Genomic DNA, 24,126 nt, shown 5'->3' with positions numbered 1-24,126 from the left:
CTTTCGCAGTCCGAATGTCAAGTCAGCTCCGCGTCCGGGCTGTAACCGGGTACTCCCGGACATTGTTTAAGCAGCAAATCTTCACGCCGTTTCATCACAGCACGATGCTCTTCGGTGTCATCGTCGAAGCCTGTCAGATGCAGTATCCCGTGCAGCACGAGTCGGGCCAGTTCCGAGCGCAGTGCTACGCGGTATTCCCTGCTCTGTCGCCGTGCCGTGTCAAGGCTGATCACAATCTCGGCTTCGAGCGGATCACTTTCGAGCGGAAAAGTGATGATATCGGTCGGATAATCATGTTGGAGCCATTCGCGGTTGAGTGCATGCATCTCGCGATCAGAGAGCAAGGTAATGGAAATGGACGCGTTCCTCACCTTCTGCGCGGCCAACGCGAATAGTGCCGCATCGACAAAAAAAGCGGTGCCAATGCTGCCCAGGCGGGTCCGGAAGGTGACGGCAACGTCAAGCGCCCGGGAGTTGCGCGTCGCCATTGCCTTCGTCGGGAAGCATGATTTCCGTGAGGGAAAGCGCGATGCCCGAAAGCATGACCTCGGGACCGAGCTTGGTGAAATCGCCGGAGAGTAATTCGCGATCCACATTTGCGTACATGGAACAACCGCCCTCGCGCTCAATGATAAGTCCGGAGAGCTTGCCTCCTCCCTCGGCGAAAAAGGTGACTTCGCCCATCAGTTCACTGACGACCACGCCGGCGCAATGCTGAATCTGTAAATTGGAATTCGGCGTGAACACGCTGATCAAGGCACCGTCGCTGTCGCCGATGGGAATGCGGGGATACACTTCCAAAGACACGCGCCGCTCGGCTGTGGCCCCAAGGATTTCAAAGCGGTAGTGATTCCCGTAATGTTTTGCTTCAACGCCGAGAATGGCGGCGATCTGTTCGATATGCTCTTGTGTAAATTCGAAGCTCATGATTGCTGCGTCCTCAATTTCGTGACGGATCCGGTACACCCGGAGTTGTACGGGACTTCGCTGATTTGTTTCAAAATAGTCCCACGGAACATGTAATTCAAGACGCGAGAGGAAATCGGGAGATCGACGTGTTGACTCGCACAAAAAACGTACCCAGAGGCGTTTGAACAGTAGCGGTTTCCGAAAATCTGGATTATACCCATTTGGTGGCGCAGGAGGTAAATCCGAGAGTACTCCTGTATGAAAGGTAGCCAATTCGTATTCGGGAATCCGGATACTTCAGTTTGCGGAGTGACGGGATTGGGGGGAGTAATGAGTGAAATTGGGGTCGTGCGATCGATGGTACGCGATACGAGAGCGTCTCGGAGGCGATTCGGGCGATTCATGTATCGCCACCCGGATACGGCCGAATCCGAAAGTGGGTGATTCATGTATCGCCACGAGGGTACGGCCGAAACCGAAAGTGGGCGATTCATGTATCGCCATCTGATGGATGCCCGAATCGGATTTGGGTGATTCATGTATCGCCACGAGGGTACGGCCGAAACCGAAAGTGGGCGATTCATGTATCGCCATCTGATGGAGGCCCGAATCGGATTTGGGCGATTCATGTATCGCCCACTTGCTCTCCAGGACCCGGAAACACCCCCGCCACACCAGGTCCCAGCCCTCAAAACCAGCACCCAAACCACCACACTCCTCCCTTTCGGACCATCATCCCTCACCAGACGGACCCAAATCCAGACAAATGCACAGAGCTTTCCCTCCCCGTCTGACGTCCGTCGTCCCGAAGCGCTGTCCCTTTCTCCTTGCGATGAAAAAATGTCCTCTTCGCTTCCGCTTACTCGGATAGAAAGATCCGGGCAGGACCCAGGCTCCGGATCACTGAGCCTCGCCCGCCCGCCATGCCACCGGCGCCTCCTCCTCGCGCGACGCCCTTCTTGGATGCAGTGCGTACCGCCTCATCTCTCCGCGCGCCCGTCAGCAACAGAACGCGGCCGAGAAGCATCGCCCCGGCGAGCTGATCCGATACCGCACGGCCTTTGCGTCCATGTACGGACAGCGCACCCGTGCCGCCGAATTCCGATGCAAGAACATCGGCCAGGGTGGAGGCCTGCTTCCCCTTCTTCGTCTGAGGCGCGGGGTCCACCACCACACGGCTCCACTCCTCCCGCAACTCCGCGTAAACACGGGCCAATACGTCCTCGTCCTCCAGAACGCAGGATGCATAACGCCGCGCCCAGACTGCGCCGCCGTTCCTGCCGAACAACGCGTTGATGCGATGCGCGCTGTTCATCTTCAGATACCCCATGAACTCCGGCAGTGTCATGATGCGCCGGTAGTATATCCATTCGTCACTGTCCTCCGGCGGCGCTTTCCGGGGATTCCGGACTTCCGTGATCTCCAGGGCCATCTCCACCTCGGAGGGACGAATGCTCATTTCGTGAAGCCGAATGCACGGGAAATTCTGCAACGCCTGACCGAGCACATCGAGGAATGCGCGTCCGGCGTCGCTGAGCGTGGTGATGCCGTCTTTCGTCGTTCCGAGAATTTCAGCATTCTTCCTGGTCTTGAACACGACGAGATGCTTCGACAGCTTCGAATAGTCGTACTCCCGCACACGGCGGGTACTGAGTTCTTTAAGTCATTTCACAAAATGCTCCCTAAGCAGTGAAAAGAACGAACTTTAAGATATGTAGGTGGTCGCACTCGGTACAAGAAAGAAAGCTGCGACTCCCATACAGCTCAAGTTTCAATGTCCATCCGGCTCTCATCCACGACTGGTCTTTCTGCCTTACTCAGGGATTGCCCTTTCTGTGCCGCTCCAAAACCTGCCATCACCGTCGTCATAGATCCACTTCTTCCATCATCCTGAGAAACGGCGGACCTGTAAAACATACGGGAACGATGTTTTACCGGATGACCAGCATGTTCTTCTCTCCGGCTTGTATCCTGTTCAGATAGACACGGTACACCGCCAGTCCGGACGTCAGTCCACGCACATCGAACGGCAGACGATAGTCACCTGGCGCCTGATGGCCCAAATGACGGTTCAAGACCCGACGACCGGCCGCATCGTGCACGGTAATGCGCACGTCGGCCTCTTCCGTCAGCGTGTAGGGCAGCACGGTTTCATATCCTGTTGAGAGAGACACCGGATTGGGGTAATTCTGTCCCACGACTGCCCGCAGAGGTGGAGATTCAGAGGAAGCGAGGATGGACCGGCTGCTCCGGTACATTCCCCTGCCGTGGGTGGCCATGAACAAGACACCATCGGTCCGCAGTTGAAGATCCGAGATGATCACGTTTCCGACACCGTTATTGTCAACCATCCAGCTCTGCCCGAAATCCGTGGTCACGAATAATCCCACATCGGTTCCGACATAGATGGTGCTTTCATCTTCCGGATGCCAGAACACAGTGTTCGCGGGTACATCGGGTAATCCCGATGTACCGCTGCCGGACAGATCCGCCCAGGTCCCGCCGGCATCGGACGAATAGTAAAGATGTCCACCGGAGAAGCCACTGAGGGCGACCAATACCCGGCGTGCGTCGGTAGAGCGTACTGCGAAGTCCGTCACATAGCGATCGGGCACTGTGCCATCGACTCTGGTCCAATCCGCCCCGCCGTCGGTAGTGACGTGTATATGTCCGCGCGACGCCCCGGTATACACCACGTTCGCGTCCGCGGCAGAGAGTCCCAGCGCACTGATGTATCCGTCACCAGCGAGATTGCCGCTGATAGCGGACCAACTCTCCGCGGCGTTGCTGCTTCGAAACACCCGGTACGTGCCGGCATACAGCGTGCGAGGATTTCCAGGCGAGAGCAGAAAGGGCGCGATGAAGGCGACGCGATCAGACGTCCCGAAATCTCTCGCGCGTGGAATCCCGGTCATACTGAGATAAAAACTGCGTCCGAAATTGGTGGATTTCAAGAAATGCAGATAGTAGAGCTCGCCATACATGATGCGCGGTTCGACGGGATCGATGGCCGTGTGTCCACCGTCTCCGCCGGTGACGTCGCTCCATCCGTCGCCCTGCATCGTGCGGAGGGTGCCGTTGTCTATAGTGCCGCCGATCACCATGTCGCTCTGTGGATGCGGCGTGCCGCTGTGGAATTGCACGGTGACCATACCCGCGCTGTATTCCACGAAAGCTCCTCCGCCATCTGAAGTCACGAACAGCCCGCCATCCGTGCCGACTAGCAGCGTTTCCGGAAAATACGGATCGAAAATGATGGCGTGCACGTCCGCATGGACGTACGGGTAGCGCTGGAAGCGATACCAATTACTCATCTGCTTCCAACTTGCGCCACCGTCGGTACTGCGGTGGAGATCGATTCCGCCTACCCACACAACATTCGCATTGGTGGGGTGCACGGTGAGAGTGCTGTTGTACCTCCCTTGAAATCCCATGTAGGTGTTTCCGTTCAGTTCATTCCGCGGTGTGCTGACGCGCGACCACGAAGCGCCGCCATCTGTACTGCGAAACACGCCGGCGCATTGTTCGTCCGTTGCTGTCAATGCCGCGTACACGACATTGCCGTTTGATGGCGCAGCAGCGACGACGACACGGGTAAAGCTTTGCGTCTCGATGCCATTCGTAAGCGGGCCCGACCATGTTACACCGTAATCGGACGAGCGGAACACCCCCACGCCTTCCACTCCCGCGTAACACACGCCCGGTTGCGTTCGGCTGCATTCCACCATGGCGGAAAACTGTGTGAACGGCCTGGAGAAAACGCGCGTCCATGTATTGCCGGCATCCGGACTGCGATAGATCCCGCTGGCGGTGCTTGCGTACACGACGTTTCGTGCGAAGGGATCAAAGGCGAGATGAAAGACATAGGCGAATTCGCTTCTGTCGGTGGACCCCAACAGCTGCCAGCTATCCCCGCCGTCCACCGTTGCATAGATACCGCGACCATAGGCCGCTCCTCCCTGCCAGGCGACGTACCCTTCGCCGCAACCGGCGAAGACGCGATCAGGAAAAAATGGATCCACCGCGACGGCGCCGATGCGGAGGTTCGGTAAGAGCTCGTCGAGCAGACGCCAGGATCTGCCCCGATCACTGCTCTTCCACACACCGCCTCCTGCGCTTCCTGCATAGACAAGCGAGGCGTTGCGGGGATCAATGGCCATCGCGCGAATACGTCCGGCAATGTTGTCTGGTCCGAGGGAGAGCCACCGCCAGCCCGCCGCGGCTTTGCTCAGCCCTTGCCGGCGCATCGTATGCACGTGCGTCATGGCCCTTTCGTGCCACCGCTCCGGAATGCCCTGAGGCCAGGCGCGCTGTTCCATGAAAAATCGCGCCGCATCCGCCGGGCGGTCGAAAGGCCTTCCCGAGCGTTCAGCGATCTCCCGCGGAGCGGGCGGTGGAGCAAACTGCCAGGCCGCAGCCGCCGTCAGAAACAGCAACAGAATGCGGAGGCGCATGGGATCTCACAGGAATTGGTACGCGACGGTGACGAGCAATTTGTAATAGGTAGGACGGAGAATGAAATTCGGCCGGGAGCTTCTGTCCTGGATGATTTTTCCGAACGCGTAATCCACTTCGAAGGCCGGAACCACGTACAGATTTTTCATGGGAACGAAGGCGTACTCGGCTCCGATGATCATGGAAACACGCAAACTGTGATCCACATCCAGCGGACCGTCCTCCACGACTCGGATCAGGCCCGAGGACAGCTCCGTATCCGTGACGCGCACGTTCTTTCTGCCAACGATGCCGAAGCTGGGGCCGATGTATACACGTTCACCGTCCATGCTGCCTATGAGACGAAACAACACGTCGACATTCAACAGGTGATAATCGAAGGTCATGTCAGACAGAACGTACCCGCTCCCGCCGGTGGAAGTCAGCGAATCCGTTCGCGCCGTTGACCATGTGGTGGAAGCGTTGTTGAGGCCGGCGCGCAAATAAAGAGCGAAATCAGGATGCACGGGGATATTGACGGACGAACCAAAGATGGCGTTGAAACTCGTCACATCTCCGACGAAATCGCAATTGCATACGCCATTATATTCTCCGTTCGTATAGAACAGACTTCCGCCCCCATACAGACTGAGCTGCCAGCCGTTGTAGAGCTTCTCCGGCGGCTTGGGCGCCTCAGGTTCGGTTTGTGCCCATAGCGGTGCCACACCCCAGAACACGAGCACAAGTACAATGGCAATCCGTGTTGCCGCGTCAGTCCAGATCGAGACTGTGAAGGTTCGCATGCAGTTTCTCCAGGTTCAGTCGGAATGCCGCCTGCTTGTCGCGTTCACGCGCAACAACATCTTCGGGCGCATTGGATAAAAACTTGGCATTTCCGAGCTTGGAATCAATACCATTCACCAGCCCCGTGACGCGGGCGATTTCCTTCTCCAATCGCTTGCGCTCGACATCAATATCGATGAGACCTTCCAGCGGGACGAACACTTCAGCGCCTGCCACCACTGCCGAGGCGGAAAGCCGCGGCCGTTTCACCTCCATCCCGGAACGGACCTCGTTGATGCGCGCGAGGCGGCGCAGGAAATGCGTATTCTCGTTGACCGCCGCGAGTTGCCAATCACTGCTGCACGCAATGTGCACGTCGCATGATTTTCCGGCAGGCACATTCATCTCGCCGAGAATGGTTCGCACCCCTTCCACCAGGGCTTGCAGGAAATTCATTTCACCGTCCGCGGCAGCATCTATCATTCTCTCGTGCAGTACAGGGTGCTGTTGCGTCATGATGCTGGCGCCGGCGCGGCGTTCGTCCAATCTGTGCCAGAGCTCTTCGGTGATAAACGGCATGATCGGGTGCAGCAGCCGAAGAATGCCGTCGTAAATGTGCAAGGCCCGCTGCAAGGTGCGGAGCTGTACGCTGCTGTCATCGGAATACAGCCGGTCTTTGATCAGTTCGATGTACCAGTCACAGAAGTCGTGCCAGATAAAATCGTACAGAATTTTCGCCATCTCGTTCACCCGGAAGCGATCCATGCCGTCGCGCAGATCGCGAATGGTGGCGTGATAGCGGCTGAATATCCAACGGTCTTCGATACCCATCGCTTCGGTATCCACCGTATCGCCGAATCCGGTCCACGAGCCGGCGTCCTGCAGACGCTGCTTGTACAGCAGAAGGAAGCGGCCGGCATTCCACAGTTTGTTTGCGAAGTTGCGTCCGAGTTCGCATTTCTGGGTGGAGAACAGCACATCCTGCCCCAGCGGAGCGAGATACACCACGGTGAAGCGCAAGGCGTCGGCGCCGTACTCGGCGATCACGTCCAGCGGATCGGGGGAGTTCCCGAGGGATTTGGACATTTTCCTCCCTTTCTCGTCGCGGATGATGCTCGTGAAATACACGTCGTGGAAGGGGACGAGATCCTTGGCTTCGCTGCGTTTCGAACCGTCGGGCAGCGGAATGTCCGGCATGAATTCGAGTCCGGCCATGATCATGCGCGCTACCCAGAAGAAAATGATGTCGGGCGCCGTGACGAGCAGACTGGTCGGATAGAAGTAACGCAGGTCGGGTGAATCCGTCGGCCAGTGATGAACGCTGAACGGCCAGAGCCAGGACGAGAACCAGGTATCGAGCACGTCCTCGTCCTGACGCACTGCGGCACTGCAGGAGGGGCAGGATGCGGGTGTCTCATGCAGTGCGTCCATCCATCCGCAGGTGTCGCAGTAGTACACGGGGATGCGGTGTCCCCACCAGAGCTGCCGCGAAATGGTCCAGTCCCGGATATTGGTCATCCAGTGTTCGTAGGTTTTCACCCAGCGCTCCGGATGGAATCGTATTGTGCCATCGCGCACCACCTGCAGGGCGGGCGCGGCAAGTGAGCGCATGCTGAGGAACCACTGGTCCGACAGATACGGCTCGATGGCGACGTCGGTGCGGTCGCTGTAGCCCACGCTGTGCGTGTAGTCTTCGATCTTCTCCATCAGTCCCAGCTCCTCGAGATCGGCTACAATGCGTTTACGCGCCTCGTAGCGGTCGAGTCCGGCATACGCGCCGCCGAGTTCGTTGATGGATGCGTCGACGTTCATCACATTGATCTGTGGAAGTCCGTGCCGTGCACCGACTTCGAAATCGTTCGGGTCATGTGCGGGAGTGATTTTCACCACACCTGTGCCGAAGGCTGTCTCCACATAATCGTCCGCGATCACGGGGATTTCACGCTGCATCAGGGGAAGCAGCACGGTCTTTCCAATGAGATGCGTGTAGCGCTCGTCTTCAGGATGCACCGCGACCGCGGTGTCGCCAAGCATGGTTTCAGGACGTGTGGTGGCGACGACGATGAAGTCCGTTGCGCTCGGTGCGCCATCGATCACCACCGGATAGCGGATATGCCAAAGCTTTCCTTGTTGTTCCTTGTACACGACTTCTTCATCCGACAAGGCCGTATGCGCGGCAGGATCCCAGTTGATGATGCGTTTACCGCGATAGATGAGTCCTTTCTTGTACAGACGGATGAAAGCTTCCCGGACGGCATGGGAGAGACCGGGATCCATGGTGAATACCGTGCGTTCCCAGTCGCAGGAAACGCCGAGTTTTCGAAGCTGACGGATGATGATGTCGCCGTAGGTGCCGCGCCATTCCCAGACCCGCTTGAGGAATTCCTCGCGCCCAAGGTCATGCCGCGACTTCCCCTCGTCGCGTTTGAGGGTTTTTTCGACAACGGTTTGCGTCGCGATGCCTGCGTGGTCCGTACCGGGTATCCAGCACGCGTGATCGCCGGACAGTCTGCGCCAGCGAAGAAAAATGTCCTGCAGCGTGTTATTGAGCACGTGTCCCATTGTGAGCATGCCCGTAATATTCGGCGGCGGGATGACCACGGTGAAGGGGTTTTTCGTGGATTCCGGTTCCGCGTGGAAAAGGCGTTGTTCCTCCCAGAACGCATACCAGCTGTCCTCTACCTGAGCGGGATCGTACGCCGTCGAGGATGGGGATGCGGGTGATGATGTATCCGACATGTGTTCTCCAATGAATGACAACCGTATCCGCCCGCGTGATCAGTCGCGGCGGGGCAATCACGTAAAATACGAAGAAACCGGCAGATACGGGAACCCGGCCGGAGCGTCGGTAAGCGCGTAGGATGTGCTTGTTTCCGCCCACTCGCGCGAGCACGGGCACATGAATAGCGTGTGTGAAATCCGGCACACGGCCGCTCAACATGCGAAGGCAGGCAGCGAAGCGTCATCTCCTTCGATGTGCGGTGGGTCAAATCGGCATACCTCCTTGCGCGACACTCAAGGAGATGCTATTATTAATTCTTTATGCGGTAATCCGAGCCGCCAGCGGCTCTCATTGATTCCGACGGTTTGCTCTGCCTGGCCTCATCCACGAACTTTCCGCACCCGTATACGAAGGTACCGTCAATACCGTTAGCCCGAACCCGAATGCGAGCGACGACTGGAACAGCCGGAATACCGCACCCGTACATCCATCCTCGACGCGAGCGATAGACGAAGGAGCAGAGTCTCATCGCTTCGCAGATCCATACAACCAGGAAGGTCCTCATGGATGCAACGTTACCTACAATTCTTGAAACGGCTCCCGAGGCGCTGCGGGAGGAATTCCGGCGCCACGCGATCGCGAAATCTGTTCCCGGTGGCGTCGAACTGAGCGCGGAGGGCACGGCATGCCACTTCTTCCCTCTTGTCTCATCGGGTGTCGTTCGTGTATTCAAGCTCAGCCGGGATGGCGGAGAGCTGACACTGTATCGCATCCGGGAAGGTGAAGGTTGTATTCTCACGATGACTTGCCTGCTCCATGGCACGGATTTTCCCGCGAATGCCTACACCGAACAGCCAAGCGTCGTGTGGCTGGTCCCTGCCGCTGTGTTCAAGGACTGGATGGTCCGTTTTGAATTCTGGCGGCAGTATGTGATCGGCTTCCTGTCCGGTACCATACGCAAACTCATCGGGCTGGTGGACCACATGGTCTTTCGCAGCGTCGAATCGCGCATTGTCGATGTGCTGCTGCAGAATACCAGCGCCGATCAACCGGTGCTCGCCGCGACACATCAGCGCATCGCCTATGACGCCGGCACGGCCCGCGAGGTCGTGAGTCGTCATCTCAAGGAGTTCGAAACCCGCGGCTGGCTCACCCTGAACCGTGGGGCAGTGACCATTCTCGATCGTCCCTCCCTCGCTCGTCTCACCGAGCTGCTGTAAGAAGCAGAGAGCGAAGAGCGGAGGGTACGTCTGTGCGGATCGCTGTGAAATGTAAAAGATGTCAGCGACGGTTATAGTGCGTATCTCGTACTTCCGATTTGTACGGCCATACTCTCCGCTCTCCGCACTCCGCTCACTGCCCTCCACTCTCTACCCCCTATCCTCCACTACCTGCACCAGCAGGCCCGCCAGCACCATGGAGGCGCCGCCTAGAAGGAGCGCGTATATCGCCTCGCCGGCGAACAAGTGCTTGACCATGGCGCCGAGTATGGCGGCCGCCACGATTTGCGGAAGCACGATGAAGAAGTTGAAAATTCCCATATACACACCCATCTTTTCCGCAGGAAGCGAGCCGGCAAGGATGGCGTAGGGCATCGACAGAATCGAAGCCCAGGCCAGACCGATGCCGAGTTCGCTGACGAGCAGCAGTTGGGGATCGCGTATCACGAAAAACGAGGCGAGTCCCAAACCGCCGATGATCAGCGCTATCCCGTGTACGGACCTCCTCGACATGTGCTTCGACAGCGCGATCAGCACGAAGGCCATCACCGCGGCGAAACCGTTATAGACGGACATCAACACGCCCACCCAATCCGCGCCCTCGTTGTACAGCGCAGATGTAGGATCACTGCTGCCGTAGATGTGCTGCGTCACCGCGGGGGTCGTGTATATCCACATCGCGAACAGTGCGAACCAGGAGAAAAATTGCACGACGGCGAGCTGCAGCATGGTGCGCGGCATGGCGCCGATGGATTTCATGATGTCCATGAATGCCGGCAGCACACCGCGCTGCTCCTCGAGGCGTCGCCGGAATTCTTCAGGATTCTCCGGCGGGTATTCCTTTGTTCGTACAATGGTCCACAACACGGCTCCGAAAAACGCGACAGCCCCGATGTAGAACGAATAGCGTACGGAATCGGGAATTTCTCCCGGTGCAGCCGTGTTGTCGATGCCGAGCCAATTGCTGAACACCCACGGCAGCGATGAGGCGATGATGGCCCCGGTACCGATGAAAAAACTTTGCACGGCGAAGCCCGTCGTACGCTGCTCCCCGGGTAATACATCCGCTACCAGCGCCCGGAAGGGCTCCATCGAAATATTGATCGAGGCATCCATGATCCAGAGCATGCCGGCGGCAATCCACAACGTGGGCGAATTCGGCATGATGAGCAAGGCCAGTGACGCAAGAATTGCGCCGACGAGAAAATACGGACGCCGTCGCCCGAGACGACCCCAGGTGCGGTCGCTCATGTGGCCGATGATGGGCTGTACCAGCAGACCGGTAACCGGCGCCGCGATCCAAAGGATGGGGATGTCCTCGATACTCGCACCGAGCGTTTCGAAAATACGGCTCACGTTGGCGTTCTGTAAGGCGAAGCCGAACTGTATGCCAAGGAAGCCGAAGCTCATGTTCCAGATCTGCCAGAAACCAAGACGGGGCTTGTCCATGAAATTCCTCTAAAGCAGTTTCAACTTGCGCACGGCGTGAGTAACTTATTTCATTTTCAGAACATTTCCTTCAGCGTATGCGCGACTCACTGCTTTTCTTTCTCGTCTATCTGGCCACACCACTCATGCTGCTGGCCGGACTTGCGGTCATGTATCTGATCATCGGCGACCATCCGTGGTTCGCCTACATGGCCGGCGGCTATGCCGTCATGCTCGCCGTATTGTACCTCCTGAAGATTTCCATTTTCCGGAAATTGTATCTGAAGCGCTCAGGGGGGGGCGGGGGAGAAACTCATGGCTGACGTGCATCTGGCCCGGGTCGTGAAAGTGTACGGAAAACAGGCTCCCACCATTCGCGACCTGTCCCTGCACATCGAGGACGGCGAGTTCATGGTGCTCGTCGGTCCATCCGGATGCGGAAAATCAACCACGCTGCGCATCATCGCCGGCCTGGAGGATGCCAGCAGCGGCGACGTGTATATCGGCGACAAGCGCGTCAACGACGTGGCGCCGAAAGACCGCGACATCGCCATGGTGTTTCAGAATTACGCGTTGTATCCGCACATGAATGTGCGCGAGAACATGGCCTTCGGTCTCAAGCTGCGTAAATTTCCCGAAACCGAGATCAACGCGCGCGTGCGTGAAGCCGCGGAAATGCTGGAGATCCCCGATCTGCTCGAGCGCAAGCCGCGGGAGCTCTCCGGTGGCCAACGGCAGCGTGTGGCCCTCGGCCGTGCCATCGTTCGTAAACCCACGGTGTTTCTTTTCGACGAACCGCTTTCCAATCTGGATGCAAAGCTTCGCGTGCAGATGCGCACGGAAATAAAAAAGCTGCACAAGCGGCTCGGAACCACCATGATTTACGTGACACACGATCAGGTGGAAGCCATGACCATGGGTGATCGTATCACCGTCATGAAGGACGGCGAAATTCATCAGGTGGATGCGCCCATGGCGCTGTATGAAAAACCGGCGGATACCTTCGTCGCGGGCTTCATCGGCAGTCCGGGCATGAACATGCTCACTCTGCGACCGGACGCGGACGGAAGCACCTTGTCGAATGCCGACGGGATAGCTCTCCCGCTCGCACATACCCAGCGGGTGGCATTGGCGGACCGCTCCGCAACGGACGTCATTCTGGGTATTCGACCGGAGCACATCTCGATCAATCCCGGGCACGGCGAAAACGTGCGTCCTCTGACGACGAGCTTCGAACTTTCCGAACTTCTGGGTCACGAAACCTACCTGTATCTGCGATCCGGTGATACACGTCTCACCTGTCGCGCAAATACGGCCCCGCCTGCGACGAGCGGCGATGCCATCACCGTGTATCTGGATATGGACAAAGCCCATTTGTTTGACGCCGAAAGCGGACGGAGAATCTTCTGACCCGCGGAAGTGTGGCGACGCCCGCCCGGTGTTTTACCCCCGACTCCCCCTCCCGCACGGGAAACATGACATTTTCATTAATTCGTGCATTGGCCATTGTTTCACCGGTCTTGTCCATCCTATATTAATTCTGTGCCGTTACGCTGAGCGTAATGGCCAACTTGTCTCTCTCTCACTGACCGGTTCCTGCCATGAAAGCTGCCGCTACCCTTTCGTTCTGTCTTCTGCTTCTGACGTGCAATCTGTTCGCGGAACCCGTGGACGAAGGCACCGCACGCAAAGCCGCCGTACGCTGGATGCTCACGCATGGCGGTGGTGAAGCGCCCGCCTATTCGGTGCGCATGGTGTATCCGCTTGTATCGGACAATCTCACCACCTGCTACATCGTGAATCTCGCACCCGAAGGCGTCGTCGTCATCAGTGCGGATGACGTCGCGGTCCCGGTGCTGATGTACACATCAAACGGCAGCTATGATGGCAGCACACTTCCCGACGGGCTCGCTTCGCTGTTGCGGACAGCATCGGAAGAAATCGCCTCGGCCGTAGCGAAAGGCCTCGAAGCCCCCGTGGAGACGAAGATGCGATGGCGTGAGCTTCTGGATGAAAACGGTGTCTCCAATCTTGGAAGCGGATCGTCCGTCATGGCTGTCTCTCCTCTGTTGACGACAACCTGGAATCAGAATTCACCTTACAACAAATTCTGTCCGCCCACCAGCACGGGCGGCAGCGGCGGCTATGTGTACGCGGGCTGTGTGGCCACCGCCATGGCACAGGTCATGCGCTATTACAACGCGCCGACTACCGGTCAGGGTTCGTATAGCTATGTGCATCCCACGTACGGGCTGCAGAGCGCCAACTTCGGCGCCACGACGTACCAATGGGCCAACATGCCGAACAGCATCAGCGGCTCCAGCAGCAGCACAGCGAAGGACGCCATCGCGCAGCTCATCTACCACTGCGCCGTGTCGGTGGACATGGATTTTTCCCCAACCGGATCAGGCGCAACCACACAGGATGCTCGCGCGGCATTGGTAAATTATTTCCGTTACAGCAGCAGCGCGACGCATGTATGGAAGAATTCCTACTCCTCGTCGGCCTGGACGTCTCTCCTGACCAGCGAACTCAACAGCGGAAGGCCGATGATATATCGCGGATCCGCCTCCAACGGTTCCGGCGGACATGCCTGGGTGCTGGACGGTTTCTCGGGCACGGATTACTTCCACATGAACTACGGTTGGGGCGGCTATCTTGACGGGTATTTCTACCTGAACGACATCACGCCGGGCAGCAATATTTTCACCTATTATCAGGGTGCGGTCATCGGAATTCAGCCGCAGACCATTGCCACCCCCACGCTGTCGTCGCCATCGCATCAGGCGACGAACATTTGTGTGACACCGACCCTGGTCTGGAACGCCTCCTCCGGCGCGGACAGCTATCATCTGCAGGTGTCGACGGCATCATCCTTCGCGACGACCGTGGTGGATCAGCCTTCGCTGACGGGCACGTCGTATGCGGCGGGACCGCTGAGCATGGGAGTCACGTATTACTGGCGTGTGCGCGCAACCGGCACAGCCGGTACGAGCGCATGGTCATCCGCCAGAAGCTTTACCACAAGAAATGTCACGATCAGCGCTTCCGGACCGGTGGTGTTGTGCAGCGGCGGCTCGGTGACTCTCAGCACCGCCAGCGGCAGCGGCGTGAGTTACACCTGGTGGCGCGATGGTATGCCAATTTCCGGAGCTTCACAGGCTACCCTGCTCGTGAGTACGTCAGGCAGTTATGTTGTGGGAGTGACGCAAAGCGGTTGCACCACCACATCCGATCCCATGGTAGTGACTGTGCATCAGCAGCCCGCGGCCGTGATTCTCACCGGTCCTGTGGTCGAAGCATGTGAAGGCGCCGGCGAATTGCTTACCGCGCAACAGGTCACCGGAGCGTCGTACCTCTGGAAGCGCGACGGTACACCCATACCGGGAGCCACCACAAGCATGTGGACGGCAACCGAAGCCGGTCTGTACACCGTGACCGTGACGGTCGGCACCTGCGCCACGGAATCCGCTCCCACCAGCGTCACACTGCATCCCCTCGATCCGACGCTTCTTGTCTGGACCGGCGCCATCAGCTCGAGGTGGAACGATCTGGGCAACTGGGACAATCCCTGCGCATTGCCCGGCAGCGGCGACGATGTCGTGATACCGGCCGGCACTCAGCCACCGGCATCGGTGCCATTTCTGACGCTGCACAACCTCACGCTGAACAATTCGACCGGCACCGCGCTCGGCGGCACGCTGTACATCACCGGCTCATTGATCCTGCAGGCCGGATCGCTCGAACTTGGAGATCACGATCTGATACTGTCGGCCACCGCCAGCATTGCCGGAGGCAGTTCGGGCAGTCATATCGCCACCACGGGCAGCGGGTCGCTGCTCGTCGAGAACATCGGCGCAGGCGGGCGAAGCGGCACCATCGTATTCCCCGTCGGCAGCGGAAGCAGCTACACGCCGCTGAGCATGAGCAACACGGCCCCTGCCTGCGACTTCTCCGTGCGCGTACTCGACGGCGTACAGGAGCACGGCCTGAGCGGACCAGCGATCAGCAACTCCGCCGTGAATCGCACCTGGATTATCAGCGGCAGTTCTCAAAGCAACGTTTCGCTTACGCTGCAATGGAATGCCGGCGACGAACTCAGCGGTTTCGACCGCGCACTGTGTGCCATCTCACGCAACGACATCGGCATGTTCTGGGATCCGCTTCAGGCCGCAGGCGCGGCGTCGGGCAACGGACCCTACACACGCAGCGTGAGCGGGCTCACCACCATTTCGCAACTCGGCATGCCTCTCGCCATCGGCAGCGGACAGGGCCTGTATCCGGTGCGCTTCCTCACCTTCTCGGCCGCGCGCATGGATGAAAAGGTCGTCCTGCACTGGCGCACGGCCGACGAGGTGAACAATCACGGCTTCTTCGTCGAGCGCCGCGAATCCGGCAGCACCGCATGGCGTCAACACGGATTCGTCCCCGCATCGATGGGAAGCAATTCAGAGCACTCGTATTCATGGATCGACGATGCGCCTTCAACCGCCGCCCTGCAATACCGCCTGCGTCAGATCGACACGGACGGGAGTGTTGCGTATTCAGCGATGATTGATGTGAGCGCTGAGGGTGCAGCCACCGCTGTTTCGCTGTCGCTACCCTCTCCGCATCCCCTCGTCAGCGGACAAACGGCCTCGGTGCGCTTCACCCTTCCCTCCCCCTCGCCCTGCCGCCTCCTGGTCTTCGACGTTCTGGGCCGCGAAGCAATATTGACCGAAGCCCGTGATTATCCCGCCGGTGAAAGCATGATCATGCTCGACACGCAGGGGCTTCGTCCCGGCGCGTACCTCCTCGTGCTCGATCGCGGCGGACAGCGCACGGCTCGCGGCGTGGTGGTGACGAAATAATTTTCGCGACGCATATGAAATCGAAAGCGCGGGCGTTTCGGCCCGCGCTTTATTTATGGACACCGGTGAAAAAAGAGGATTCGGAGAGAAGTTGCGTTGCGGTGCGGGTCGTAAGACTCAAACCGTATCGTATCGAGATGTCGTCGAAGCAGCTATTTCAAATACACCATGGTTCCGGTCCGGAGCACGTTGCCTACGCGAAGTGCGTACCTGTACATTCCTGATGGAAGACTGGCCGGACGAAACTCCGTGCTGTAAACACCGGCTTCCTGTTTTTCCTCAACGAGCGTTGCCACTTCGCGACCGTAGGAATCCAGAACGGTGAGGCGCACATCGTCTCCGGTTTCGAGAGCATAGGAGATTACGGTACCGGCTGTTCCTCCCGCTGAGGATGGCCCAAACGGATTGGGATAATTTCTTACCGATAGCCTTTCTGGTGAAATGGCTGCCGTTGGGTCGCCATGCTTCTGAACGGGACAGTGGCCGGGCGTGTCGCCGTGATCCAGGTGGGCCTGCAGAGCGTGAGGACTTATACACAGCGAGTTGCCGTCATGGCATACAAGAACTTTGTTATTGTTCTGACCGCAGCGGATATCCACCACGGTGACGAAAGCGCCGCATGTTGACAAGTCATTCTTCGAATCTGTAACAACGAGTGTAACCGTTGTCGTACCCACCGGATAGGGACCCGGCGGTAGTTGCGTTACGACAATCGGATCGTTTTCCGGATCGTAGGAACCGTTGTCGACCGACGCCATGGCAAAGCCCGTCGGATCGGAAAGCACGGTGACATCGCGACAAACCGCGACAGGCGCGTAACCCCAGAAATCGTTCAGTTGGCCAAAGGAGGATGCGGAATATCCTTCTCCACCAAAGAACCACGGGCGTCCGTATGCATCACCCCACACCCGGCAGGAGCGTCTCGATCCCGGGATGTTCGAAGGAGATGCAACGCCCTTCGATCCATACACACCGAACAGATCGGTTCCATCGGATCCATACATCCAGGTCCATTCTCCAGTAGCCACGTGATATTTCCAAATGTCGTTCATATATCCTATCAACGTAGCCGCATGTCCCTGGCCACCAAAGAGGTACAGATTTCCATCTCCATCGCTCCACGAAGCGGTGAGGTATCTCGCACCAGGGCAATTCGTCGAAGCAGGTATCCCCTTGACTCCGTATGCACCATATTCAGCAGCTATCTTGGCACCATGCATCCAGATCCAGTTGCCAGTCGCGACGTTGAATTTCCACAGGTCGTTCAGATATCCGTCCGTCGCTTCCCCCGAACCGTGACCTCCGAAAAGCCAGAGATTTCCGGCCGGATCAGTCCAGTAAGCGGATCCCCATCTCCTGCCGGGCGTGCTTGACGCCGACTCGACTCCGATCGTGTTGTAGATGCTGTATTGCCAAACCCAGGCCGAGCCCTTGATCCATGTCCAGTTCCCAGTCGCGATGCTGTACTTCCAGAGGTCGTTCATCGGTCCGAAAGCGTTCGGCACATGCCCGTGGCCTCCGAACAGCCACAGGTCGCCGTTCTGGTCCGTCCAACACGCCGCCTCGGCTTTTCCACCAGGTCTGTTCGACGGATCTTCGACGCCCTGTGTGCCGAACACCGCAGGGACCGACACCTGCGAGCCGCCCTTCATCCACGTCCATTTTCCGGTCGCGATGTTGTACCGCCACAGATCGTTCAACCACCCTAACCCGACTGCCCCGTAACCTACACCACCGAAGAGCCAAAGATTTCCATCTTCGTCCGTCCATGCTGAGGGAGCGGCACGGCTGCCGGGCTGATTGCCGTCATCCTCCACGCGGAATGTTCCGTAGGTTCCATACTGGTTGATCGCGATAGAACCGCTCATCCATACCCAGTTTCGCGTCTGGATGTTGAATTTCCACAGGTCGTTCAGCGATCCTCCGGGCACGCTGCCTCCGAACAGCCAGAAATTTCCGTCCTTGTCGGTCCAGGATGCGGCGTGTTTCCGGCACCCGGGGGTGTTGTCCGGCGACTCTACCCCCTTGATCCCGGAGACACCCGGAGAGTCCACGCCGTCGGATCCTTTCAGCCATGCCCATTCCTGAGCGTGCGTCTCTGCGAGCGGAAATCCAGCCATAAGCGCCAGCGCCAGGACCGGCAGCATCACGTTGAAGAGTTTTGTGTTCATCTATGCATCTCCAGAAAGTGGAATGTGCGGGCTGTTTATGATGCGAAAACCACGATAAACCATGAGGCGGAACGGCGCGTTGGTGATCCGGAGTGCGGACGGAAATTTCGGCATGGATACCGTAACGGTCATGTACTACAGATTGCGGTCATGTACTACAGATTGCGATCATGAACGCAATACGAGTGCATGGTTGGAAGTAGAGAGCGATAGCGTTACCGCTCTTGCCGCTGCAGCGCCTTCTGGAGTTCGATGACATCTGCCTCAAGAAGTCGAATCCTTCTTTCGAGAATCTCAATCTCATTGCTGCTCGCGCGAGGTTCTCTTCGTCCTTCTCTCGCCTGTCCGGCCTGACTTCTGAACACGTCGCCATTGTCATCGACAACCAGCACATCGCCGGTGCCATATTCAAGCGCACTGAAGCGTATGGTGCCCGCCGTATGCAGCGTTCTGGCTGGTCGGGACTGGGTGATACCGATGCCAACGAATCCTTCCGAAGTGATGCGCATGGATTCGCGCATGAGGTCCGGTGCCCCGAACTCATTCTGGAATACAATATCCATGCGGTCTGCGTCTACGACCTGACCGGATATCATTGCCCGGGCCATGTGCGCTCCTTGTCCACCGATAGCGGCGAGAGTAATAGCAGCGCCGTGACCCGTCGTTGTCGTGTTCCAGTTGTTGTACAGCAGCATGCCTTCCATGCCCCATTTATTCTGATGATATCGTGTTTGGTCCATGAAACGCAGGTCAACATACTTCGTCGGCGGATTGACATTCAGCCCGAATTGTCCTTGCGCGGTGAGCACCGCGCGTTCCGTACCGCCGGCGCGAATGCTGTAATCGTTGCCGATGGAGCGAGTTGGCCGTCTGTCCGGCTGTGCGAGTAGTGCGGAGACCGAGAAGGCGAATAGGAGTAATAGTATGCTTAGGTGCTTCATGGGGGTAGTCCGGATTTGTTGGAATGAGTGTGGGTAGATGAGCAATCTTCGTTATCCGTAAGGCATCCCGATGAGTTCACCATCGGCGACCAAATGACGTACAATCTCACTCCAAGATACGTGTCGCGGCCCAGGGTATTTGGGAGTCTTGAGACGGCTGTGTGCGATCGAAGGACAATATAGACGTAAACGTAAATCAGTTCACATTCTCGTCACGTGCACGCGCTCAATTTTTTCACAGATATCGCTGATCACAACAGTACCTAACGAGACGAATACAAATAGTACATTGAGTCACTATTCGCGAAGTGCGTCGCATGATCGACACGTGTATATAATCATCCACTACTGTACAAGTATCAGTACTTCCTTACTGCCGCAAGCACCTTCCAGAAGCAGTTTGTATTCTCCTCTGTCGAGTTCACGAATATCGAACGCAATGATGTGTTCTCCAGCAGGCAGATTTCTTCGATCCAGCAGTCGCAGGATTTCTCTACCGTCATGTGTTACAAGTGTGAGAGTGGCAGAAGGACATCCCGTCGACGATGATAGCTGTGCATTCATTGCGCCCGTAAACTCATTTGCCGGAGCGACCTTCATCAGCAGGGTCTCGCTCGGCACCGACTTCGAAACACCCCATCCACCGCCACCGGTAGCATAACCGGGCATAGGATTAAGGAGGTTGCACTGACCTCGGGTGATTGTGTCGCCTCCGGCTGTGAGTGATGTGAAGCGTACGCTGCTTTCTCCGGGCCTGTTTTCGCAAACGGTCAGGTAGATCCGACCTCCGTAACCAGAGAAGTGCGCTGTATCGGATGCAGGTGGATTGTAATTGGTCAGATCACTGTAAAGGTTCCTGGGATCCGTATTCAACAAGGCCGCTCCGCTCTCGTCCTTCTTCAGCCACCAGTAGAGCAGAACACTGCTGGAATCTGTCAGGAATGAAGGAGGTCCGAGGGCGAGCATTTTAGCTCCCACCGGATTCTCAAGAATAACCGTGGCCGCTTCCTCTCCTCGCTGGTTGGAGTTTTTGAAGGAAAGTGCATACGTGTTGATGTGTTTGCATGTATCGGTGGTGACCATTACCGAATCCATTTTGGTCTCCAACCGGACGTGCGCAACGACGTCCTGTTCGTGCAGGACGAAATCAGCCGGAAGTGGTGGTACATTCGCAACCGATCCCCGAAGGACAAGATGGTTGAGTAGTGGCGTTTTCGCCGGAATGTTATCGAATTCCACTGTGTACGAAGCTGTCGTATTTTCCCCGAGCGACACGGGCAAGGTGGCTTTCCCGCCGGTTATAACTGCCACTGCTCCCGACCCGAGATCTTTCATTGAGACAAGCGCGACATCCGCAGCGGACTCGAATTCCAGTTGATTGATATGAACGTCGTCTCCTGCCGCTGAGAATTTCGGTATCGACATTTTCAGAGTGCCCGAATTCGCGTTTGTCATAATGATCGACGCGTTGATCGAAGGCCCTCCGTTCGTCGTGCCCTGCGGCAACACATCGTTAAGCCGAACGGCTTGATAGACGAATTCCGTGCAGGTTACGCACTCGGAGTTGGTGAACTCGCAGCGGAAACGGAAATGCAGGTAGGGATCCGCGAGGCCCGCATACTCATCGGCGCGCCATGCCAGAATCACGAACAGGTCCAGACCGTTGACCATCAGGCATATCGGATCCTGGGCACAGTCGAAGCCCGATACGGATTCGCCGTTCCATACAACCTCGCGCGGTCCGCCAATATTGTACGGCGAAGGAGGCGGCATCGGGGCATACACGCGCAGGTCGGGCAACCCGGTCGCGTTAGCGCCATCCGGCTCGCAGACCAACGGATTTGCCTGGCTGGATTGTGACAAAAGCCAGGTTCCCGATCCGGAAGAATTGCCTTGCGCGGAGATGAAGAAACCCGATACATCCTGCTCGGTCGCTGCTGACGGTCCGTCGGTTACCCAGGTTCTGTCGTTGACCACGGAGAAGCGGGTGACCGGTTTGTCTGATTGCACGTGGAGTTTTATGCGCATCCGTGGCGGCAAGACCATATTTCCAGCACCGAAAACAGTTTCCATCACACTTGCGCTCCTCGGGAACGTCGTCTGATCACAGCAGTTCGTCGGTGGCGGCCCTTCCACCGTGACACAGGCCGGTGCTGACTCCTGCTGGCACATGGGTTCATCAACTGTCGTAGTGCTGTTGTAAAGCCGTCTTACTGCGGCGTTTGCGATGAAAGTGTTGCACGCTACATCGCCAGCCATTGCATTAGGAGATACACCAGTAACGAAATCAACCTGCACATTCGTAGACGAGGGTAATAGCGGAGCGGGAAAATACCAACCTACATTCCGAACACCAGCCAAAATGTTTCCCCATGTCCAATTCGGCGAAATCATCGAGAAGCAGTCCGTCGTAAACATTTGGGACGGATAATTCGGGTAGCTCCCGGAGTTTGGCGCCAGAGGAATTATACTCACACCTGTTGCCGCGTCGTCGTAACACGGCTCGGGGAAAGCTGACTGGCCGTCCTGCGTCACCTGAACTGTGGATTGGTAGCTGAGATCGGTACTGCTGCCTCTTCCCGGAGCGGTGCAAGGCGCATCAATAAAGTAATCATCAGGACTTGACGAGCGAGGCAACAAATCCACCATGGTCAGGTGCCTGAGAGCGACTTTTGTGCCCGCTCCTTTCTCAAAGCGAAGCGTCTTGATGGGAGCGCTCCCGGGAAGCACATTCTGAACATTGAATGAGGTTTCTGTAGTGAAGCTTGCCGTCCCAACCACATTGACCAACACGGTATTTGATGTTTCGTCAGGATCTAGATTAGTGGCATTGACCGTGAAGAAATTGGGGATGTTCCCGACGGCCGCGTCTTCCTTAACTTGCGCATCGAATTCCATAAAATGGCATGGGACAGTCGTGATATCACTCCCATAGCCGTCGCACATATTCAGGAACACATCCTGACACGAGGCATCCAGGTCGAATGCTCCTATTTCGAGTTGATTTCCGACAACACTGAAGGGCGGGGCCCAAGAATTAACAGGCCCTGTCGGAGAGCAAGCCTCATCCCAGTTGGTCGTAGAGTAAAATGATTCGTTGCCGAGGTACTCCAGATTCTGATCCAGGACATCCGTGATGGATGCGCCTAGTAAAACTGTAGATCCGATATTGCGGATTCCAATCCTGAAGCGCAGCACATCGCCCGGGTGATACTCGGGCTGTTCGCCGCAGACCGCTTTCTTGAGGCACAATATTGGCTTGTCGCTCTTGACTTTGAATTTTACATACGCGGAGGATTGATCTGCCCCGTTTGTTGCCGTAACCTTGTTCTCCACTAGCGTACCAGGTGAAACGCCAATTTTGATCATGAAAGGGACCGTGATGATATATCCCTCAGATGGATTGATTTCTGGTATTTCAACGTAATTTGTTAGCGTTAGCCATGGCTCGATATCTGTAGGAGAATGTGTAATTAAAAACTTTGTGAACGCGTAAGAATTTAAATCCACGGGGCCAAAATTTTCAAGGTCAACTGCGAACGGATCATGAATCACCAATTGATCTGCGGGTATGGGGTACCCAGTATTATTCACGAACAGGATCCGATAAAATCCGCTGCATCCGGGTTGCCCCTGCGTATATACGCCCTTATCAATAAATCCAGCGCCCGGTCGTTCCAAGCGCACGCAGGTCTCGTTACTTTCGCCAGTGAGTTGACCGCAGTTTGACGTGGATGAACCGAGGTTGCCTTCAAATTCGACCTTGTTTTTCTGCGGAGAGGTAGCCCCAGGTGCATATGTAACTTCGTAGATGACCCATGCTTCACTGCTGCCGTTGGCTGCAAGCGGGTTAACCGACCAGGTTAGCGTTAGGTTAGGATTGTTGGTTTGTGTTACACTTGCAATTGATGATGATGCGTCGTAAGTGTTGACAAGGTCTACGCTTTCAGCATACTGCCCCAGATCGTCTGTAACTATTATATTAGTCAGGTCCAATTGACCTGTCGTGCCGTCGTTTTGCGCAAGTCGCCATCTATATCTGACGACTTTTCCGCTCACACCTTGCTCACATCCGGGAAAATCTGCATCGGTTGATGCACCCAGTACGACTTTACTGATGTTCCACGGATTGGGAACGATCAGGGGTGCTGTCCCCAATATATCGGTACTTAAATCCGTCGCCTGATTGTCAATCACACCGTGAAGATGTGCAAAACAATTCACCGCGTTATTCGGACCCGGGCATGTGCTGCCTGTCGCGTAACGAACGCTCACGGTGAAGAGGCCTGTCAAGGGTTGCGCGAAAACCGCTGAGCCCCAATCAATTCCCAGATCACCGTTGAAAGGGTGGTAGACCGGAGGCAGTGATGGAGGCTCAGTAGCCGGATTCCCCGAGGCGGCCTGATCGTATGTAAGACCGATGAATTCCAAACCCGACGGGATCTGCAATGCAATTTTGACACCCGACGCTCCTCCAGGAATTGTAAAATCAATGTGGTAGGAGAACTGCTCCCCTGTCAGAATCTCCAGATCACTTACCGAAAGTTTCAGACGGAAGCCGTCGAGCTCCACTTCGGGCGTGGTGTTGCTCTGCGAAGCGCAACGGGGTGCGGCTAGAAATGAGACTACCGCAAATACTATGATAGCGTGGAATATATGCTTCTGCAT

General features: G+C 56.9%; 14 protein-coding genes. 4 read left to right on the top strand and 10 right to left on the bottom strand.

Annotated elements, in window-relative coordinates; genetic code table 11:
• Nucleotides 1–17: 17 nt before the first annotated feature.
• From ybeY to M5R41_00895, 6 genes are all read right to left on the bottom strand, one after another.
• Complete coding sequence (ybeY, locus tag M5R41_00920; protein MCZ7554947.1) at nucleotides 18–488, bottom strand: rRNA maturation RNase YbeY; 471 nt, start codon at nucleotides 486–488, stop codon at nucleotides 18–20.
• The gene (locus M5R41_00915) at nucleotides 460–927 is read right to left on the bottom strand and encodes a hypothetical protein (GenBank protein ID MCZ7554946.1); all 468 of its coding nucleotides are present in this window, start codon (nucleotides 925–927) and stop codon (nucleotides 460–462) included. Before M5R41_00915 ends, ybeY begins: the two co-directional genes overlap by 29 nt.
• An 841-nt stretch (nucleotides 928–1,768) precedes the next feature.
• Nucleotides 1,769–2,548 carry a hypothetical protein gene (locus tag M5R41_00910; GenBank protein MCZ7554945.1) on the bottom strand — a complete coding sequence of 260 codons (780 nt, stop codon included), beginning with the start codon at nucleotides 2,546–2,548 and terminating at the stop codon, nucleotides 1,769–1,771.
• A gap of 292 nt (nucleotides 2,549–2,840) precedes the next feature.
• The gene (locus M5R41_00905) at nucleotides 2,841–5,363 is read right to left on the bottom strand and encodes a hypothetical protein (GenBank protein ID MCZ7554944.1); all 2,523 of its coding nucleotides are present in this window, start codon (nucleotides 5,361–5,363) and stop codon (nucleotides 2,841–2,843) included.
• Between the two features lie 6 nt (nucleotides 5,364–5,369).
• Complete coding sequence (locus tag M5R41_00900) at nucleotides 5,370–6,146, bottom strand: hypothetical protein (protein ID MCZ7554943.1); 777 nt, start codon at nucleotides 6,144–6,146, stop codon at nucleotides 5,370–5,372.
• Complete coding sequence (locus M5R41_00895; GenBank protein ID MCZ7554942.1) at nucleotides 6,115–8,865, bottom strand: valine--tRNA ligase; 2,751 nt, start codon at nucleotides 8,863–8,865, stop codon at nucleotides 6,115–6,117. The genes M5R41_00900 and M5R41_00895 overlap by 32 nt, the downstream gene beginning before the upstream one ends.
• Nucleotides 8,866–9,411: 546 nt before the next feature.
• Here M5R41_00895 and M5R41_00890 point away from each other — a divergent pair.
• Complete coding sequence (locus tag M5R41_00890; protein ID MCZ7554941.1) at nucleotides 9,412–10,068, top strand: Crp/Fnr family transcriptional regulator; 657 nt, start codon at nucleotides 9,412–9,414, stop codon at nucleotides 10,066–10,068.
• Nucleotides 10,069–10,218: 150 nt separating this feature from the next.
• Here the strand turns inward: M5R41_00890 and M5R41_00885 are convergent, their stop codons facing one another.
• Nucleotides 10,219–11,517 carry an MFS transporter gene (locus M5R41_00885; GenBank protein MCZ7554940.1) on the bottom strand — a complete coding sequence of 433 codons (1,299 nt, stop codon included), beginning with the start codon at nucleotides 11,515–11,517 and terminating at the stop codon, nucleotides 10,219–10,221.
• A 77-nt stretch (nucleotides 11,518–11,594) separates the two neighbouring features.
• Here M5R41_00885 and M5R41_00880 point away from each other — a divergent pair, with 77 nt between their 5' ends.
• The 3 genes from M5R41_00880 (at nucleotide 11,595) to M5R41_00870 (ending at nucleotide 16,346) form a co-directional block, all read left to right on the top strand.
• On the top strand, nucleotides 11,595–11,819 hold the full coding sequence (locus M5R41_00880) for a hypothetical protein (protein MCZ7554939.1): 225 nt from the start codon (nucleotides 11,595–11,597) through the stop codon (nucleotides 11,817–11,819).
• Complete coding sequence (gene ugpC / locus M5R41_00875) at nucleotides 11,812–12,906, top strand: sn-glycerol-3-phosphate ABC transporter ATP-binding protein UgpC (GenBank protein MCZ7554938.1); 1,095 nt, start codon at nucleotides 11,812–11,814, stop codon at nucleotides 12,904–12,906. Before M5R41_00880 ends, ugpC begins: the two co-directional genes overlap by 8 nt.
• A 191-nt stretch (nucleotides 12,907–13,097) precedes the next feature.
• Nucleotides 13,098–16,346 (top strand): C10 family peptidase, encoded by a 3,249-nt coding sequence (locus M5R41_00870; protein ID MCZ7554937.1) that lies wholly within the window; start codon nucleotides 13,098–13,100, stop codon nucleotides 16,344–16,346.
• Between the two features lie 152 nt (nucleotides 16,347–16,498).
• Here M5R41_00870 and M5R41_00865 read toward each other — a convergent pair whose 3' ends face one another.
• The 3 genes from M5R41_00865 to M5R41_00855 all read right to left on the bottom strand — a co-directional run bounded on the left by M5R41_00865 (nucleotide 16,499) and on the right by M5R41_00855 (nucleotide 24,126).
• Entirely contained in the window at nucleotides 16,499–18,517 is a 2,019-nt protein-coding gene (locus M5R41_00865) for a kelch motif-containing protein (protein ID MCZ7554936.1), read from the bottom strand.
• 215 nt (nucleotides 18,518–18,732) lie between these two features.
• Complete coding sequence (locus tag M5R41_00860; GenBank protein MCZ7554935.1) at nucleotides 18,733–19,458, bottom strand: hypothetical protein; 726 nt, start codon at nucleotides 19,456–19,458, stop codon at nucleotides 18,733–18,735.
• 345 nt (nucleotides 19,459–19,803) lie between these two features.
• Complete coding sequence (locus M5R41_00855) at nucleotides 19,804–24,126, bottom strand: hypothetical protein (GenBank protein ID MCZ7554934.1); 4,323 nt, start codon at nucleotides 24,124–24,126, stop codon at nucleotides 19,804–19,806.

Source organism: Bacteroidia bacterium, assembly GCA_027493955.1.
In the GTDB taxonomy this organism is placed as follows: Bacteria; Bacteroidota; Ignavibacteria; order SZUA-365; family SZUA-365; genus JAOSJT01.
This window is presented reverse-complemented; position numbering and strand designations above follow the sequence as displayed.